This window comes from Streptococcus sp. FSL K6-1323 (assembly GCF_038630745.1).
In the GTDB taxonomy this organism is placed as follows: Bacteria; Bacillota; Bacilli; order Lactobacillales; family Streptococcaceae; genus Streptococcus; species Streptococcus salivarius_D.
Map to the genome: position 1 here is coordinate 479,362 of NZ_CP152039.1, position 17,101 is coordinate 496,462.

General features: G+C 39.5%; 15 protein-coding genes. 14 read left to right on the plus strand and 1 reads right to left on the minus strand.

What is annotated here, in order from left to right; all coding sequences use genetic code 11:
- The first annotated feature begins 2 nt into the window (after positions 1 to 2).
- The gene (locus NST80_RS02480) at positions 3 to 1,133 is read left to right on the plus strand and encodes an acetylornithine transaminase (RefSeq protein WP_183138118.1); all 1,131 of its coding nucleotides are present in this window, start codon (positions 3 to 5) and stop codon (positions 1,131 to 1,133) included.
- A gap of 40 nt (positions 1,134 to 1,173) precedes the next feature.
- Here the strand turns inward: NST80_RS02480 and NST80_RS02485 are convergent, their stop codons facing one another.
- A complete protein-coding gene (locus NST80_RS02485) occupies positions 1,174 to 2,052 on the minus strand; it encodes a polysaccharide deacetylase family protein (RefSeq protein WP_049528295.1) in 879 nt (292 codons plus the stop codon).
- Between the two features lie 173 nt (positions 2,053 to 2,225).
- Between NST80_RS02485 and NST80_RS02490 the strand changes: the two genes are divergently transcribed.
- From NST80_RS02490 to NST80_RS02550, 13 genes are all read left to right on the plus strand, one after another.
- Positions 2,226 to 3,512 carry a homoserine dehydrogenase gene (locus NST80_RS02490; RefSeq protein ID WP_002885943.1) on the plus strand — a complete coding sequence of 429 codons (1,287 nt, stop codon included), beginning with the start codon at positions 2,226 to 2,228 and terminating at the stop codon, positions 3,510 to 3,512.
- 83 nt (positions 3,513 to 3,595) lie between these two features.
- Positions 3,596 to 4,456 (plus strand): homoserine kinase, encoded by an 861-nt coding sequence (gene thrB, locus NST80_RS02495; RefSeq protein ID WP_049528291.1) that lies wholly within the window; start codon positions 3,596 to 3,598, stop codon positions 4,454 to 4,456.
- Entirely contained in the window at positions 4,449 to 5,333 is an 885-nt protein-coding gene (gene rarD / locus NST80_RS02500) for an EamA family transporter RarD (RefSeq protein WP_183138119.1), read from the plus strand. The genes thrB and rarD overlap by 8 nt, the downstream gene beginning before the upstream one ends.
- 112 nt (positions 5,334 to 5,445) lie before the next feature.
- The gene (locus NST80_RS02505; RefSeq protein ID WP_045001541.1) at positions 5,446 to 6,063 is read left to right on the plus strand and encodes a PepSY domain-containing protein; all 618 of its coding nucleotides are present in this window, start codon (positions 5,446 to 5,448) and stop codon (positions 6,061 to 6,063) included.
- Between the two features lie 138 nt (positions 6,064 to 6,201).
- On the plus strand, positions 6,202 to 6,405 hold the full coding sequence (locus NST80_RS02510) for a hypothetical protein (protein ID WP_002886082.1): 204 nt from the start codon (positions 6,202 to 6,204) through the stop codon (positions 6,403 to 6,405).
- A gap of 127 nt (positions 6,406 to 6,532) precedes the next feature.
- A complete protein-coding gene (locus tag NST80_RS02515; protein ID WP_013990693.1) occupies positions 6,533 to 7,519 on the plus strand; it encodes an IS30 family transposase in 987 nt (328 codons plus the stop codon).
- A gap of 418 nt (positions 7,520 to 7,937) precedes the next feature.
- Positions 7,938 to 8,516, plus strand: coding sequence for a flavin reductase family protein (locus tag NST80_RS02520; RefSeq protein ID WP_014632771.1), 579 nt, complete (start codon positions 7,938 to 7,940; stop codon positions 8,514 to 8,516).
- On the plus strand, positions 8,503 to 9,072 hold the full coding sequence (locus NST80_RS02525) for a GNAT family protein (RefSeq protein ID WP_014632772.1): 570 nt from the start codon (positions 8,503 to 8,505) through the stop codon (positions 9,070 to 9,072). Before NST80_RS02520 ends, NST80_RS02525 begins: the two co-directional genes overlap by 14 nt.
- Positions 9,065 to 10,306: a hypothetical protein gene (locus NST80_RS02530; RefSeq protein WP_013990181.1), complete on the plus strand. Its 1,242-nt coding sequence runs from the start codon at positions 9,065 to 9,067 to the stop codon at positions 10,304 to 10,306. The genes NST80_RS02525 and NST80_RS02530 overlap by 8 nt, the downstream gene beginning before the upstream one ends.
- A gap of 56 nt (positions 10,307 to 10,362) precedes the next feature.
- Positions 10,363 to 13,035: a valine--tRNA ligase gene (locus NST80_RS02535; protein ID WP_014632773.1), complete on the plus strand. Its 2,673-nt coding sequence runs from the start codon at positions 10,363 to 10,365 to the stop codon at positions 13,033 to 13,035.
- Positions 13,036 to 13,107: 72 nt separating this feature from the next.
- Positions 13,108 to 14,037, plus strand: coding sequence for a group I intron-associated PD-(D/E)XK endonuclease (locus tag NST80_RS02540; RefSeq protein ID WP_014632774.1), 930 nt, complete (start codon positions 13,108 to 13,110; stop codon positions 14,035 to 14,037).
- Between the two features lie 17 nt (positions 14,038 to 14,054).
- The gene (locus NST80_RS02545; RefSeq protein WP_045001549.1) at positions 14,055 to 15,287 is read left to right on the plus strand and encodes a DNA cytosine methyltransferase; all 1,233 of its coding nucleotides are present in this window, start codon (positions 14,055 to 14,057) and stop codon (positions 15,285 to 15,287) included.
- A 165-nt stretch (positions 15,288 to 15,452) separates the two neighbouring features.
- Complete coding sequence (locus NST80_RS02550; RefSeq protein WP_183138301.1) at positions 15,453 to 16,958, plus strand: hypothetical protein; 1,506 nt, start codon at positions 15,453 to 15,455, stop codon at positions 16,956 to 16,958.
- Positions 16,959 to 17,101 lie beyond the last annotated feature (143 nt).

Genomic DNA, 17,101 nt, shown 5'->3' on the forward strand with positions numbered 1-17,101 from the left:
AGATGACAAAATTATTTTCAAACTATAAGCGGGCAGCGATTGATTTTGCTTCGGCTCAGGGCAATTATTTGACGGATACAGATGGCAAGACCTACTTGGATTTTTCATCAGGTATTGGGGTAACCAATCTGGGTTACCATCCCCATGTCAATCAGGCTTTGACAGATCAGGTGGGCAAGATTTTGCACCAGCCTAATCTTTATCACAATCAGTTGCAAGAAGATGTTGCTAACCTTTTAATTGGTGACAAGGACTATCTGGCCTTTTTCTGTAACAGTGGTGCAGAGGCCAATGAGGCAGCCATCAAAATTGCCCGTAAGGCTTCGGGTAAACAAGAAATCATTACCTTCCAAAATTCCTTCCATGGTCGAACGTTTGGATCTATGTCTGCCACTGGTCAGGATAAAATCAAACAAGGTTTTGGTGAAGGTGTGCCCCACTTTAGCTATGCTATTTTCAATGACATAGACAGTGTCAAGTCCCTAGCCAATGAAGCAACTGCGGCTATTATGCTGGAGTTGGTTCAAGGGGAATCAGGTGTGCAACCTGCGGATCAGGACTTTGTTAAGGCTTTGTCTGATTATTGTAAGGAGACAGGTATTTACCTCATTGTAGATGAGGTTCAGACAGGAATTGGTCGTACTGGTAAGCTTTATGCTTATGAGCACTACGATATTGAACCAGATATCTTTACTCTGGCCAAAGGCTTGGCCAATGGGGTGCCAGTTGGAGCCATGCTTGCCAAGTCCTCCCTTGGGGTAGCTTTTTCTTACGGAAGTCATGGCTCTACCTTTGGAGGAAACAAACTGGCCATGGCGGCGACCAAGGCTACGCTTGAAGTTATGTTGGCTCCAGGATTTCTGGATACTGCTCTTGAAAATGGAAACAAGCTACAAGAACAATTGCAGGCAGCTTTATCTGATAAAGAGACAGTTACCACTGTACGTGGTTTGGGCTATATGATTGGGATTGAGACCACTGGCGATTTGGGAGAATTGGTTCAGGCAGCTAGAGATAAAGGGTTGATTGTCTTAACTGCAGGGACAAATGTGATTCGTCTTTTGCCACCAATCACCCTAAGTGATACTGAAATCGAAAAGGGTGTGGCTATCCTATCAGAAATATTTGACTAGAACATAAAAATCACTTGATTCAAGAATCAAGTGATTTCTTTTACTTATTGTCAGTAGCAATCTCGCTGAGAAGTCCTTTAGCTGTTGTTGTTGGCAGAATACGGACACGATTAAGTGAGAGGAGACCATCCTTGGCACTAGCGAGTCCTTCGTTGGTTGTTAGTCCTAACTTGTATGTTTTCTTAGCTAGGTCCAGTGTCGTTTGATTGTAGCGACCTGATGGGTAGGCAATGGTATTGACCTTGGTATTGAGTTTGTTTTCAAGGAAGTCAATAGAATCCGTTAATTCAACCTTTTGTGTTGCCTTGTCAGTGGCTGACAAATCAGGGTGGTTAACCGTATGAGACTGGAAGCTCATGCCGTGCGCCATCATTTCTTTCATCTGCTTGACGGTAAGATTTCCAGCATTTCCCTTCTTAACAAAGCCAGTGATTACATTGTTGGTCGCCTTAGCCTTGTATTTTTTGAGAATCGGATAGGCAATCGTATAGAAATCTTCGTTACCATCATCAAAGGTCAACCAGACAACCTTCTTAGCAGGCAAGGCATTTTCGGTGAAGGCCTTATAGGCTTCTTCAGGCGTTAGGAAATAGTAACCTGCATTAGCCAAGGCCTTGATTTGTGTCTCGAAGAGGTCTGGGTCAACGATAAGGTTGGCGTTGGAAGCTTCAGATGGATCCATGACGTGTACGGCATGATACATCAGGATAGGGATTTGGACAGGCTCGTCATAGGTTTTCCATTTTGCTGTACTCGTAGATTGGCTTGTCTGGGTTCCTTTTTGGCTATTTGCAGACTGCTTTGGTCGGTTTAACATAAAAACTGCCAGTAAGCCAAGGAGGACTAGATTTAGTAAAAGCAGAAGAAGGTTCAGTTTCTTTCTGTTAGCGTAAGTTGATTTTTTCTTTTGAGAAGTCATTGTATCCCCTTTCAAATAGGTCTAGCTATTATTCTAACAAAAATGGAGTGGAAATGCACAGAATTTTCAGTAAAAAAGAATACTTAGCTCCTTAAATGGCAACAATATTCTGTCAATTCCGATAGAAATATGTTACAATTAAAAAAATGTATGTTTTTAAGGAGAAATCGTAAATGTCTATTAAAATTGGATTGCTTGGCTTTGGTACAGTAGCTAGCGGTATTCCTTTCCTTTTGAAGGAAAATGGCGAAAAGGTTCTTGCAGCCTCACGTGACCAACTTGAAATTGCAAAAGTTTTGGTTAAAGATGACGAGGAAAAAAATCGTCTTATCGCTGCAGGCAATGACTACAATTTTGTCACAAATGTTGACGAAATCCTTAACGATGACGAGATTCAAATCGTTGTTGAATTGATGGGTCGTATCGAGCCAGCTCGTACTTTTATCACAAAAGCACTTGAAGCAGGTAAAAACGTTGTTTCTGCTAACAAAGACTTGATTGCTACTCACGGCAAAGAGTTGATTTCTCTTGCCCAAGATAAGGGTGTGGCTTTCTACTATGAAGCTGCTGTTGCTGGTGGTATTCCAATTTTGCGTACTTTGGCTAATTCTTTGACATCTGACAAGGTGACACGTATCCTTGGTGTGCTTAACGGAACATCTAACTTTATGATGACTAAGATGGTTGACGAAGGTTGGTCATATGAGGATGCTCTTAAGACTGCCCAAGAACTTGGTTATGCTGAAAGTGATCCAACCAACGACGTTGAAGGTATTGACGCTGCTTATAAAGCTGTTATCCTTAGCCAATTTGGTTTTGGTGCCACAATTGATTTCGACGATGTGACTCACAAGGGGATTACAAACATCTCTACTGATGATGTAGCTGTCGCTCAAGAATTGGGCTATGTCATCAAATTGGTTGGTGATGTGCGTGAAGTAGAATCAGGTATCTCAGCAGAAGTATCACCAACATTCTTGCCAAAAAATCACCCACTTGCTAGCGTTAACGATGTTATGAATGCGGTCTTTGTTGAATCTATCGGTATTGGCGAATCAATGTACTACGGACCAGGTGCTGGTCAAAAACCAACAGCAACATCTGTTTTGGCAGACATTATCCGTATTGCTCGTCGTCTTTCAGATGGTAATGTTGGTAAACCATTTAACGAGTTCCGTCGCGACTTGCCATTGGCTAATCCAGCAGACGTTAAGAGCAACTACTACTTTGCCCTTGATACGCCAGACGAAAAAGGTAAAATCCTTCACTTGTCTGAAATCTTCAACTCAGAAGATATTTCATTTGAACAAGTCTTGCAACAAAAAGCAAATGGCACAACAGCTCGTATCGTTGTGATTACACATGCTATGTCTAAGACACAACTTAAAGCTGTTACTGAAAAACTTGAAGCAGCAGAAGATTTCACAGTTGTCAACACATTGAAAGTTTTGTCTAACTAATTGATAAGCCCATACTGGTGCGTATAAGAAAGGTATTCAAGGAGAAAAGTCGCTGATGGCTTTCCTCCTTTTGGTGTATTATTATGAAAATTACTGTTCCAGCAACATCTGCCAATATTGGTCCAGGTTTTGACTCTGTAGGTGTTGCCGTTTCTAAATATTTGACAATCGAGGTGCTTGAACCAGCAGATGCATGGCATATTGAACATGATTTGGGAGATATTCCCTCAGATGAAAATAACCTCCTCATTTCAACAGCCTTGCAAGTGAAGTCTGATTTGCAGCCTCATAAATTGGTGATGACATCAGATATTCCCTTGGCGCGTGGGCTAGGTTCTTCAAGTTCTGTTATTGTCGCAGGAATCGAGTTGGCCAATCAATTGGCAGACTTGAAGCTCTCAGACGATGATAAACTTGATATTGCGACCAAGATTGAAGGTCACCCGGACAATGTTGCTCCAGCTATTTTTGGGAATCTTGTTGTGGCCTCTTATGTGGACGAGCATGTTAATAGCATCGTTACAGATTTTCCAGAGTGTGCCTTTGTAGCCTTCATTCCGAGCTATGAACTCAAGACGTCTGATTCACGTGGGGTGCTTCCAAGTGACTTGTCTTACAAAGAAGCTGTGGCTGCATCATCTATTGCCAACGTTGCCATTGCTGCCCTCTTTGCAGGTGATTTGGTTAAGGCGGGACGTGCTATCCAAGGAGACATGTTCCACGAACGCTACCGTCAAAAACTGGTTAAAGAATTTGCGACTATTAAAGAATTGTCAGGCCAATACAGTGCTTATGCGACCTATCTCTCAGGCGCTGGCCCAACAGTTATGACCTTGACGCCAAATGATCAGGCTGAGGCTCTTAAAACGGCAATAGATGGTCTTGGTTTAGATGGTGAAACCTTCATCCTATCTGTGGATAAAGCAGGTGTTGTCGTTGAGTAGAAAAAATCAAGGGCTACTCTTTGGTCTAGCGACTTATATTCAATGGGGATTTTTATCCCTTTTTTGGAAGCTCCTAGCAGGTGTTTCGGCTTATAACACCTTCTCATGGCGAATTGTTTTTACTGTAGTGACTATGTTGGTCTATGCCCTAGTTGCTAAGCAAAATGCACGTTTCAAAGGTGAGCTAGTCGAACTTTGGCAGGATAAGAAAGTCTTACTTCGCATGCTACTTGCCAGCTTTCTCATAGCAGCTAACTGGTTGATTTATATCTATGCTGTGGGTCATGGTCAAGCGACGCAGGCTAGCTTGGGCTATTACATTATGCCTATTGTTTCTATCCTATTTGCCCTCATTTTTCTTCGTGAATCATTGAGTAGGACCATGTTGGCAGCAGTGGTATTGGCCTTTATAGGAGTACTGGTTCTTGTTGTCAATACAGGAAAACTTCCCATGGTTTCTTTGGGATTGGCCCTGACCTTTGGTTTCTATGGTTTAATCAAAAAAGGGGTTAAGCTCTCCAGTGACGTAGCCATGCTAGTAGAAAGTGGCTTGCTACTACCTTTTGTAGCTATCTATCTCATATTCTTTTCTCCAGAATCATTTTCTTCCTATTCGAGCTTGGAGATGTTTCTTCTAGTCATCTCAGGTGTAGTGACGGCTGTTCCTTTGCTTTGCTTCTCAGAAGCAGTCAAAAGGGCACCGCTTAACCTTATCGGTTTCATCCAGTATCTTAATCCTACCATTCAACTTCTTGTAGCCATTCTCATTTTTGGTGAGACGGTCAGCTTTGGAGAATTGAAAGGCTTCCTCTTTATCTGGATGGCCATCTTAGTCTTTGTAACTGGCCAAATAGTAACATTTCATAGAAGTTCCTGATAGCTATCGGGAACTTTTTATAATGCCGTTCTAAAAATTAATCAAGCTTATCTGACAATTTTAGAATTTTAAGATATAATAGTGATATTAGATTAAAATAATGGAGTATTTTATGCGAAAAATGAAAAAGCTAGCGAGCTATCTGATTCTGCTTGCTATTCCAGTTGCTATTGCTGTAGCCCTGTTTGTTTTTAACGGTTCGGGTTATCGCTTGTCAGAACAAGATGCGGCAGACATCGCCTACAAAAATGCTGGTGTCCAAACTTCTGAGATTTCTCAATCAGCAATCTCAAAATTACGTATTGGATTACATGGAAGCTATAGTGTTAGTTTTACAACACCCGACAATCATTTTGAATACACTATTGATGGTCAGTCAGGATCTATTTTGAAACATAAGAGTGACCATCCAACATCTAAGGATGAGGATGATACTAAAAAAGGTGAAGAGACTAAAGATGAGAGTCAGTCTAGCGAAAGCAAGGATGAGCCACCAGTATCTAAAGAAGCTGCTCAAACAACAGCACTCAATCATGCGGGATTGGCTGAAGGTTCTGTAACGAACTTGACGGTAGATTTGAAGACTGAAGGAAGCGGGAAAGTCTACAATATTAGCTTTGATTATGCAGTGAGTCATTTGCGTTATAAATACGCAGTAAATGCTGATTCAGGAGCTATCGTTGCCTATACGACAGAGTACCTCGCAGGGGCTGCTACTCCTGCGAGGTAGGTTGCAGATAGAGTGAGAGTTCTCCTTATTATTAAGATTAAGGAAAAACCTTGCAATTTCTCTGAAATGGTGTAAACTTAAAGTGAAAACGGTAACAGTAGTTGTAAAAGTTGCCGTAGAATCAAGGAGGCTTTGGCCATGAAAGAATTCCAAGCATTTAAAGACACGCTTAGCAATAAGGCTCTCAAAGCCATTTACGAAGAAAGTAAATTGGAAGTTCAAGATGAAACAACTGAAGGTACAGAAGCCTTCTCACTAGCCTTGGCAACCCAAATGGCTATCAATCTACTCGAAAGCTATGAAAAATGGCTAAAAGAAGAAAGAGCTAAGGAAGAAAAATAAGATGGAATCCTTGTCGGAAGACGGGGATTTTTCTTATGCTTGAATGTACAATATAAGTGCACAATAAAAACTCATAAGATTTTCTAGTAAAATAGAATTGAACGAACTAGTTACGAAAGGAAATCTTATGAGCTACCATCATTTTACCATAGACGAGCGTGAAAGTATTCTCATTTACCGTACGCAAGGCCTAAATTTTTCTCAAATTGCTAAGTTACTTCATCGTCATCCATCTAGTATTAGTCGTGAGTGGAAGCGCCATACAAAATCAGGAGCTTATTCTCCAAATCATGCACAGGAATCGTACCATAATGCCAAATCACACTGTGGGCGGAAACGGATGCTTGAAATAGATCACAATTTAAGCAATACCATCAAACATCTATTTCTCGATTACCAATGGTCTCCTGAAGAAATAGAAGGTCGGTTGCGCTTAGAGTATGGGAAAACTGTTGTTAGTTATCAAACAATCTATAGAGCCATTTATCGAGGACATTTTGAGGATAACTCATTATCTCATGGTGCTCGTGGTGTCATTCGTAAACTTCGTCATCGTGGGAAAACACGTCATACTAAAGGTCATGTTGAAAATAGAGGGAAAATATCCATTTCTCATACAATTCACGAAAGACCAGAAGAGGCTAATAATCGAACTAGAATAGGAGATTGGGAAGCCGATACTGTTGCAGGTAAAACTGGAAAAGCTTGTTTAGTGACTCTAACAGACCGTTATTCTCGTTTTCTAAAAATCAAAAAGGTAGCTGTTAAGAAAAGCAAGTTGGTAATAGAAGCTATGGTAAAACTGTTAGAACCCTTGACGAAGTATACAGTAACTCCTGATAGAGGGAAAGAATTCACGTATCATCAGAAATTGAGTGATCAATTGAACATTGAAGTCTATTTTCCTGACCCTCATGCTCCATGGCAACGAGGAACCAATGAGAACACGAATGGATTACTTAGAGAATATTTTCCAAAGGGTAGTGATCTAACATTGGTTGATGATCAGACTATTCAGCTATGGGAGAACAAACTTAATAATAGGCCACGAAAATGTCTTAACTGGAAAACACCTTATGAAGTATTCTATGGGGAAAGTATGCACTTAATTTGACAATTCAAGTGAGAATAAGAAGTGATGCATTGTATCTATGTTTCAAAGTGGAATCTGTAGTCTGACTTATTGTGATAACATCTTCCCCATAATTTCGTTTGTCTTGAGATTAAAAATGTGATAGAATAAGACCAATCAGAGGTGCTTTGAAGCCCATTTGTCACAGGAAGCGGTGGTACTGAGAAATCCGCACAAATGCCAAAGCTGGTTGCTGATGGTCAAATTGAATCAAGAAAGCTGTGAGTGGTTGCCACTCAAAACTGGGTGGTACCGCGGATACACATTCGTCCCTGTCATATTATGGCAGGGATTTTCTATATCTTTTAAAGAACCAAGACCGAAGGTCGCAGGTGAATTTAGAGATATTGATGCAGACGGAGCGAAAGCGAGGTCTACGTTCCTACCAAAGGAGGGTGACATGAAGCAATCTTTTGAGACCAGTAAATTGTATTATGGTTTTCCCATTTTTATCTTGGGTTACCAGGACCAGACACATGGCTATAATGTGACGACTTGTAGTTCTTCCTATAGTCTAGGAGATTGGCTAGTCATCGGGGTTGGTAGCGAGGAAAATGCGGCAGACCAGATTAAACATTATCAGAAATTTACAGTGAATATTCCTGATGAAAACCTCATGCTAGAGATGGAACAGGCTGGTTTTATTAGTCATCGTGAAAAGATTGATAAACTTGGCTTGGATTTCCGACCTTCTGAACTGACACAAGCACCTATTTTGGATGCTTGTCCAGTCGTTTTGGATTGTAAGGTAGACAGAATTATTGAGGAAGATGGTATCTGTCATATCTTTGCTAAGATTCTAGACCGTCTGGCTGAATCTGATTTGTTGGATGATAGGGAACATTTTAAAAATGACCGTTTTGCACCGGCTTACTTTATGGGAGATGGACATAAGCGTGTCTATCGCTATCTAGATGACCGAATCGACCCCATGGGAAGCTTCATCAAGAAAGCGAGGAAGAAGAATGACAAGAGCTGAATTACCAGAACAAATCGAAACAGAACGTCTTCTTTTACGAGTCCGAACAGTGGCGGATGCCGAAGATATCTTTGATTTTGCCAGTCGTCCAGAAGTCTCTTACCCAGCAGGATTTCCACCCGTCAAGACCTTGGAAGATGAGATTTACTATCTAGAGCATATCCTCCCCGAGCGCAATCAAAAAGACAATCTCCCAGCTGGTTATGGCATTGTGGTCAAGGGGACTGATAAAGTGATCGGTTCTGTTGATTTCAACCATCGCCACGAAGATGATGTGCTGGAAATTGGCTATACCTTGCACCCAGATTATTGGGGCCGAAGCTATGTGCCAGAAGCGGCGCGTGCTTTGATTGACCTAGGATTTAAGGATTTGGGTCTTCACAAGATTGAGCTGACATGTTTTGGCTACAATGTCCAAAGTCAACGCGTCGCTGAGAAGCTTGGTTTTACCCTCGAAGCTTGTATAAGGGACCGCAAAGATGCCCAAGGAAATCGCTGTGACAGTTTGATGTATGGCTTGTTGAAGAGTGAGTGGGAAGTAATGATAGATGGCTAAAAAGAAAAATCGACAAAAAGAATTTAAGCGTAAGCAAAAATTGATGATAAAAGTTGTTTCTGAAGAAGAAATTGCATTGACAGAATCACTTGGGTATCAACCTGTCTTTGTAGAACGTCGGAAAATTCAAAATTTTGATGAACAAAACATAGCAATGATGCAATATTTTTATGAATATGGGGTTTATCCGGATGTTCAGGAAATCAATTCCAAATTGGGAACCGGGACTTTTGATTGGAATCAAGATCATGCTTTATTCAGAGAAGCTATGTATACTCCAAATAAACAAAAGAGAAATAAACTGTTAAAACAAGTTTTAAAGCTTAACCCAGATTATTTTGCTGCCGAGTATCATCTTTTTCTTTCGACTGTTCAAGACATTGACTTACCAACTTTTAAAAGAGTATTGGAATTTGAAACTCTGGTTTTAGAAAAATGGAAAATCAATGGGTATAACAATTGGAACTCCTTTGAAGCACGCCCGATCCTAACTGCTCTTATGTTTCTGATTGAATATTATATGGCGGAAAGATTTTATTATAAGGCTTTGGAAATGGTTAACTTATACTTAAGTAAACAACCAGAGCGATTCCCTCCTAACTTTGTTTTCTGTATGCTCTCTCTATATCATATCACTGGACAAGAATCTAAAGTTGAACGGTTCTATCAGGAAGAACTGAATCAAGGAATACGTAGTGATACTGTGTTGATACATGCTATTATTTCTGCTTTCTCTAGAGGAAAGGTTGAAGAGGCAAGTAAATTATTTGCAAAACTTGTGGAAATCAACGATGATGCTGTTGACTATTTTATAGATGAAGATTGGCCCTTTAAGATTCCTGAAATAGAAGAACTGGAATGTTATTACCCAAATTCAGTCGAATCACTACAAGCTAGCCTGTATCCTATGTCTGATTATTTACAGGAAAATATTATTTTGACAGACTTTTTGACAAATGAGGCAGAGAAATTTTGCTCTATATCAGGAATTACTAGCCCTCCTGATTTAGCGGAAAAGTTATATACGGTAACTAACTGGTTCTCGTTTATGCGAGAAGAGAAAATGAAGGGAATTCGGATGGATATTGTCCGCATTTTTGTTGAAAATGGAATTCAAACGTCTGCTGACTTTAAAAATTGGACAGAAAAAGAAATCCTCGCTTTGAAGGGAATTGGTCCTGTTACCGTTCAGAAGCTAAAGGGAAATGGGATAAGGTTTAAAAAAGATAATTAATTATTTATTAATAAAAATTTAAATAAACAATAGAAATAACTAGAAAGGACACACACATGTCTAAAGAACTTTCACCAAAATACAATCCAGCCGAGGTTGAGGCTGGTCGTTACCAAAAATGGCTTGACGAAGATGTTTTCAAGCCTTCTGGCGATAAAAAGGCTAAGCCTTATTCAATCGTTATTCCACCACCAAACGTAACTGGTAAACTTCACCTTGGTCACGCTTGGGATACAACCTTGCAAGATATCATTATCCGTCAAAAACGTATGCAAGGTTTCGATACGCTTTGGCTTCCAGGTATGGACCACGCAGGTATTGCTACTCAAGCCAAGGTTGAAGCCCGTTTGGCTGAAGATGGCATCTCTCGTTATGACCTTGGTCGTGAAAAATTCCTTGATAAAGTCTGGGAATGGAAAGACGAGTATGCGTCAACTATCAAGCAACAATGGGGTAAGATGGGACTCTCTGTAGACTACTCTCGTGAGCGTTTCACACTTGACGAAGGTCTTTCAAAAGCGGTTCGTAAGGTTTTTGTAGAGCTATACAAGAAAGGCTGGATCTACCGTGGCGAATTTATCATCAACTGGGATCCAAAAGCTCGTACAGCCCTTTCTGATATCGAGGTTATTCACAAGGATGTCGAAGGTGCCTTCTACCACATGAACTACATGTTGGAAGACGGTTCACGTGCCCTTGAAGTAGCAACAACACGTCCTGAGACTATGTTTGGGGATACTGCAGTAGCGGTTAACCCAAATGATGACCGTTATAAAGACTTGATTGGTAAAAATGTTATCTTGCCAATCTTGAACAAGCCAATCCCAATCGTTGGGGACGAACACGCAGACCCTGAGTTTGGTACTGGTGTGGTTAAAATCACTCCTGCCCACGACCCTAATGACTTCTTGGTTGGTCAACGTCATAACTTGCCACAAGTCAATGTTATGAACGATGATGGTACCATGAATGAATTGGCTGGTGAATTCAACGGTATGGACCGCTTTGAAGCACGTAAGGCTGTTGTTAAGAAATTGGAAGAAATCGGTGCCCTTGTCGAAATTGAAAAAATGACTCACTCAGTTGGTCACTCAGAGCGTACAGGTGTGCCCGTTGAGCCACGTTTGTCTACCCAATGGTTTGTTAAGATGGATCAATTGGCTAAGAATGCTATCGCAAACCAAGACACAGACGACAAGGTTGATTTCTACCCACCTCGTTTCAACGATACCTTCCTTCAATGGATGGAAAATGTCCATGACTGGGTAATCTCTCGTCAGCTCTGGTGGGGTCACCAAATCCCTGCTTGGTACAATGCTGAGGGTGAAATGTACGTTGGCGAAGAAGCACCAGAAGGTGACGGATGGAAACAAGACGAAGATGTCTTGGATACTTGGTTCAGTTCTGCCCTCTGGCCATTCTCAACTATGGGTTGGCCTGACGTGGAAGCAGAAGACTTCAAACGTTACTTCCCAACTTCAACCTTGGTAACAGGTTATGATATCATCTTCTTCTGGGTGTCTCGTATGATCTTCCAATCATTGGAATTCACAGGACGCCAACCATTTAAGAATGTCCTTATCCACGGCCTTATCCGTGACGAGCAAGGACGCAAGATGTCGAAATCTCTTGGTAACGGTATCGACCCAATGGATGTTATCGAGAAATATGGTGCCGATGCCCTCCGTTGGTTCCTTTCAAACGGTTCTGCACCAGGTCAAGACGTGCGCTTCTCTTACGAGAAAATGGATGCTTCATGGAACTTCATTAACAAGATTTGGAACATCTCGCGCTACATCCTCATGAACAATGAAGGGTTGACCTTGGATGCGGCACGTGAAAATGTAGCTAAAGTGGCTGCTGGTCAAGCAGGTAACGTTACAGACCGTTGGATTCTCCATAACCTCAACGAAACTATCGGTAAGGTCACTGAAAACTTTGATAAGTTCGAATTTGGTGTGGCTGGTCATATTCTCTACAACTTCATCTGGGATGAGTTTGCGGACTGGTATGTTGAGTTGACTAAGGAAGTGCTTTATAGCGATAACGAGGATGAAAAAGTCATCACACGTTCTGTTCTTCTTTACACCTTGGATCAAATCTTGCGTCTCCTTCACCCAATCATGCCATTCGTAACTGAAGAAATCTATGGCCAAATCTCTGAAGGAACGATTGTGACTGCGGAATACCCAGTGGTTCGTCCAGAGTTTGAAAACGAAGAAGCAGCAGCGGGCGTTGAAGCTCTTAAAGACGTGATTCGTTCAGTACGTAACTCTCGTTCAGAAGTGAACGTAGCTCCAAGCAAACCAATCACTATCTTGATTAAGACAAGCGACAGCAAGCTCGATGCCTTCTTCAATGACAATGTCAACTACATCAAACGCTTCACAAACCCAGAACACTTGGAAATTGCAGCAGATGTCGAAGTACCTGACTTGGTTATGTCAAGCATCATCACAGGTGCAGAAATCTACTTGCCACTCGCTGACCTTCTAAATGTCGAAGAAGAATTGGCTCGTCTTGAAAAAGAATTGGCCAAATGGCAAAAAGAACTCGACATGGTTGGTAAGAAACTTAGCAATGAACGCTTCGTAGCTAATGCCAAACCAGAAGTTGTCCAAAAAGAACGCGACAAACAAGAAGATTACAAAGCTAAATACGATGCGACAGTCGTACGTATTGAAGAAATGAAGAAATTGGTGAAACAACAATTGATTAAAGTTTTCTAAAAATATATTCTGATTGCTTTTAAATAAATTTGATAATGATATTAATTATTTCCTGATGCAATAGTTGAATATATGGAGCATAATAAAATGGGCCTAGAAGAAAAAATCCGTAAAGACATTGTGCTTATTAATAGCAAAATTTCTAGTTTTAAGAATAAAGATGAAATTATTCGACATCTTAAAAAGAAATTTGATGCTTTGACAAATTTTGAAAAAGAACAACTCTGGGAAGATTTTAAAAACGAGAATTTTATAAAAACTCGAATTTCCGAAATTGCAATAAACAAAGTGTTGTATAAGAAACATGTTGGAGATTATCTTGAATCTAAAATGTTGAATATAATTGAAGAGAAGTGTAAAGAAAGTTCTTATGACTTATTGTCCGAAATCATGTCAAAATCGCTATTAACTGAACTTGATTTTCCATTAGATGAAAAAGAAACAAAAATTTTGATAAAACGTCTCTCGAAATCAATTAGATCTCTATTCCCGTTAATACTATCTGATGGTTTTAGTACTAATCTTAGTTCTGTAGATACCGGTATAATGACATCCAATGCAGGAGATTCTGCTCAATTTTTGTTTATTGCTAGGGCTATATTAGCAGGTTTTGATAGTTCAAATGTTGATGTTAGAACTTCTAGATATGATGCAATTGTTGGATATAAGGGAAAAACATTTAGAGTCCAAGTAAAAGGGATTAGTGGTAATACAATTTATTTTAAAGATCGCGCAAGAGGTGGACAAGGAATTGATTATACTCATGAGAGAAACAAAGGTAGACGTATTACAAAAGAAGATTGTGATATCTATGTAGCAGTTAATAAGAAAAATGGCTTGGTATATCTAATTCCTATAGAAGTTGTAGAGCAAAGCAAGGAAAAAGTTTCAACAAATGAAATGAAAAAATATCTTGAATACTGGAGTATCTTTGATGAACTTTTAGATCAAAAAATAAAACAAAAATCAAGAGCGCGTAAGTGGAAAGCAAGAATTAGATAATTAGTAAAGGAGCAAACATGACAAATTCTGTAAGTTCGAACCGACCAGAGAAGTACAACATTGCAGCTTTCTTCTCTGGTGTTGGGGGAATTGAGTTGGGATTTGAACAGACCAACGAGTTCAGAGTGGTGTATGCCAATGAATTTGATAAGTATGCGCGTCAGACTTATCGTTTGAATTATCCGAACACGCATTTGGATAGTCGGGATATTCATGCGGTGCAACCGAAAGACATTCCGGCTGAACGTGTGGATGTGATTATGGGAGGCTTCCCTTGTCAAGCTTTTAGTATTGCGGGTTACCGCAAGGGTTTTGATGATGATCGTGGTGATCTTTTCTTCGAATTGCTTCGGATGATTGAGGGACGAAAACCTCGTGCTATTTTCATCGAAAATGTAAAGAACATGGTTGGTCATGACCATGGGAATACTTTTAAGGTCATTCGTGAAGCTTTGACTGAGAACAACTACTTCATCAAGTGGAAGGTTCTCAATGGGAAAGACTATGGGAATATCCCACAAAACCGTGAGCGTATCTATATTGTTGGTTTCGATACTAAAGAAGCCTACGATGTTTTTGAATTTCCTGAAGAAGTCAATTTGACAACTTCTTTGAGTGATGTGATTGATTTTGGTGCGACACCTGGCGAAGCATTCTATTACAGAGAAGGTAAGCAAAGATTTTATGATGAATTAAAAGAGTGTGTGACTAGTCAGGATACGGTATACCAATGGCGTCGCCAATACGTTCGTGAAAATAAGAATGGTGTAGTCCCTACTCTGACAGCAAATATGGGAACAGGCGGACATAACGTTCCATTGATCTTGACAGACAGTGGTGAGATTCGTAAGTTGACTCCGAAAGAAACCTTTAATGTTCAAGGGTATCCAAAATCCTTTAGACTCCCAGAGGGGGTTTCTAACGGTCAGCTGTATAAACAAGCAGGAAACAGTGTCGTTGTTCCTGTAATTAAACGCATTGCGGAGAATGTTGCTAAGGCTTTAAACAAGGGTATAGGTAAAACTCAACATGATCGCTCAGGAAATATCGCAATTATCTATATCAAGATGAATGGACAATTTGAAGGCGAGTCGTATGTTAAAGATTTTGTAAATAATGAAGCCGATGCATACAAAAAAATTTATGAAGAATATGATGGCAATCTTGAAGTTATTACTGATAAACAGTATGAATCGTTGATTCGTAATAAAAAAAGTAAAGAGTTCTATATGCTGTCCATAAATAGATAATGAATCTATACGTTTTGTTTTTTCCAGCTAAAATTATGTTAGGTTATCCGAAAATCGTAGCAATTTAGCGTTTTACAGCATTATTTAACGAATTATATAAGTAAGAGGACTAGTGAAAATCTAGTCTTCTTTTGATATACTTAAGCAAGAAGTGAGGATCAATTGATGTGGGAACACCTAAAACAAGAACAAAAAGAAAAATACAAGACTCTCATTACCAATTTTGCTAGTCTGAGTGAGGCCTTTTCACAAAAAGCAGAAGTAGATGAAAAGAATAGCGCAGAGGATATTGCAAATACCTCCTATGATGCTTCGGTTGTCGTTGATGAGAACCACAAATATCTTGTTGGTATCAAATCATTTGGTCTTAATTCAGGCGACCAAAAGATTGCTCAGTTTAAGAAAGACTCACAGTCTTGGAATGAATTACTAAGTGAAATTACTTTTTATGCTGAGATTTCTCCTGATAAAGAAAGTGCAGATAGGGAAAATTATGGGCGATATGAAAAATTAGCTCGAAAAATTGCAACTTTACGGAATCAACGAATTGAATCTTCCAAAGCATTGATTAAGGGTTTTAAGTCAGATTCAACCCATGTGGAGGCTGTGTATCATGTATTAATGCCGACACCAAAAGGTAGAGTCCCTCAAATTCATGTGGGCGAGACATCTTATTTACCAGTTGATTTGGACAATTTACAAATTAAAGGGTCGACCAATCTAAAAAATCCAACGAATTTTAGGTTTACCGATGGTCATCATGATTACAAATACACTGCTGCAGATAGTCAGCTACATATGACTTTTAATAATAAGGAGATTATTGTCGATACTTGGGATGTACAGTATGTCGAAGACCCCTTTTATCTTTTTGAGAATCTTCATTTATTGACAGCAGATAAGAAAGATTCTGATATTTTAGAAACTGTCTCTTGGGTAATCACAGATAAAAATGGTAATGTAGAAGAAAATTCTGGTTTTAATGGATTTAATGGCGGATCCAAGTTAGCTAAGAAAGACCGTTTACCACGTATTATAAAATTTCAGCATCGCTTTAAAAACGAGTTATCCTCAGAGGAGATGGCTTTTGCTATACATTCATTAGAGGAGATTCTATTAAAAAGTTGGAAGACTAAGGAAGAAAAAAATCAAATGAAGATTATTCGTGAGAAGTTAGTAGATTTTGCTCACTTAAAGAATAATCGAAATTTAAAAAAGAGTATTGAAAAGTTGGTTTACCGACCTGTGAGCGAGGTTTACATCCCAATTCCAGAATCAAATCATTTTTATACCGAGCGACCAGATTTTTTTGGAAAAAATATTGGTACGTTTAAACCTGGAACAAAGAAGCTCGCTCTTTCAAAAGAAAATCGAACGTTTAAGTTGAAATTTTTACCATCTGGAGATATTATTGATGCCTATATTAACCAAGAATCTGGGAAAGCAATCCAGTCTATAGATAAACAGGATATTCTTGGTAATTGGATTTTGAGAGGAGTTTTCCAACTTGCTGAGCGGGAAATCCTAACGGCACAACGTTTAGATGAATTGGAAATCAACGGTATTCGTCTCAGCAAATTCAAAAATGGTGAAATTGGTATAGAGTTTATCTGGATTGATATTGATAATCCCCCATCAGATGCTATTGGATGGGTGGCAAAGAACAAATAATTATTTTCAAATTCCTAAAATAATTTTCCCCCTTCAGCTTTCTTTTTATGATATGACGAAATCAGTAACGATAATTTTATATTCGTAAGATACCTATAAGAGATGAGTAGTAGAAAAGTCGGAATAAAACATAATACACAATG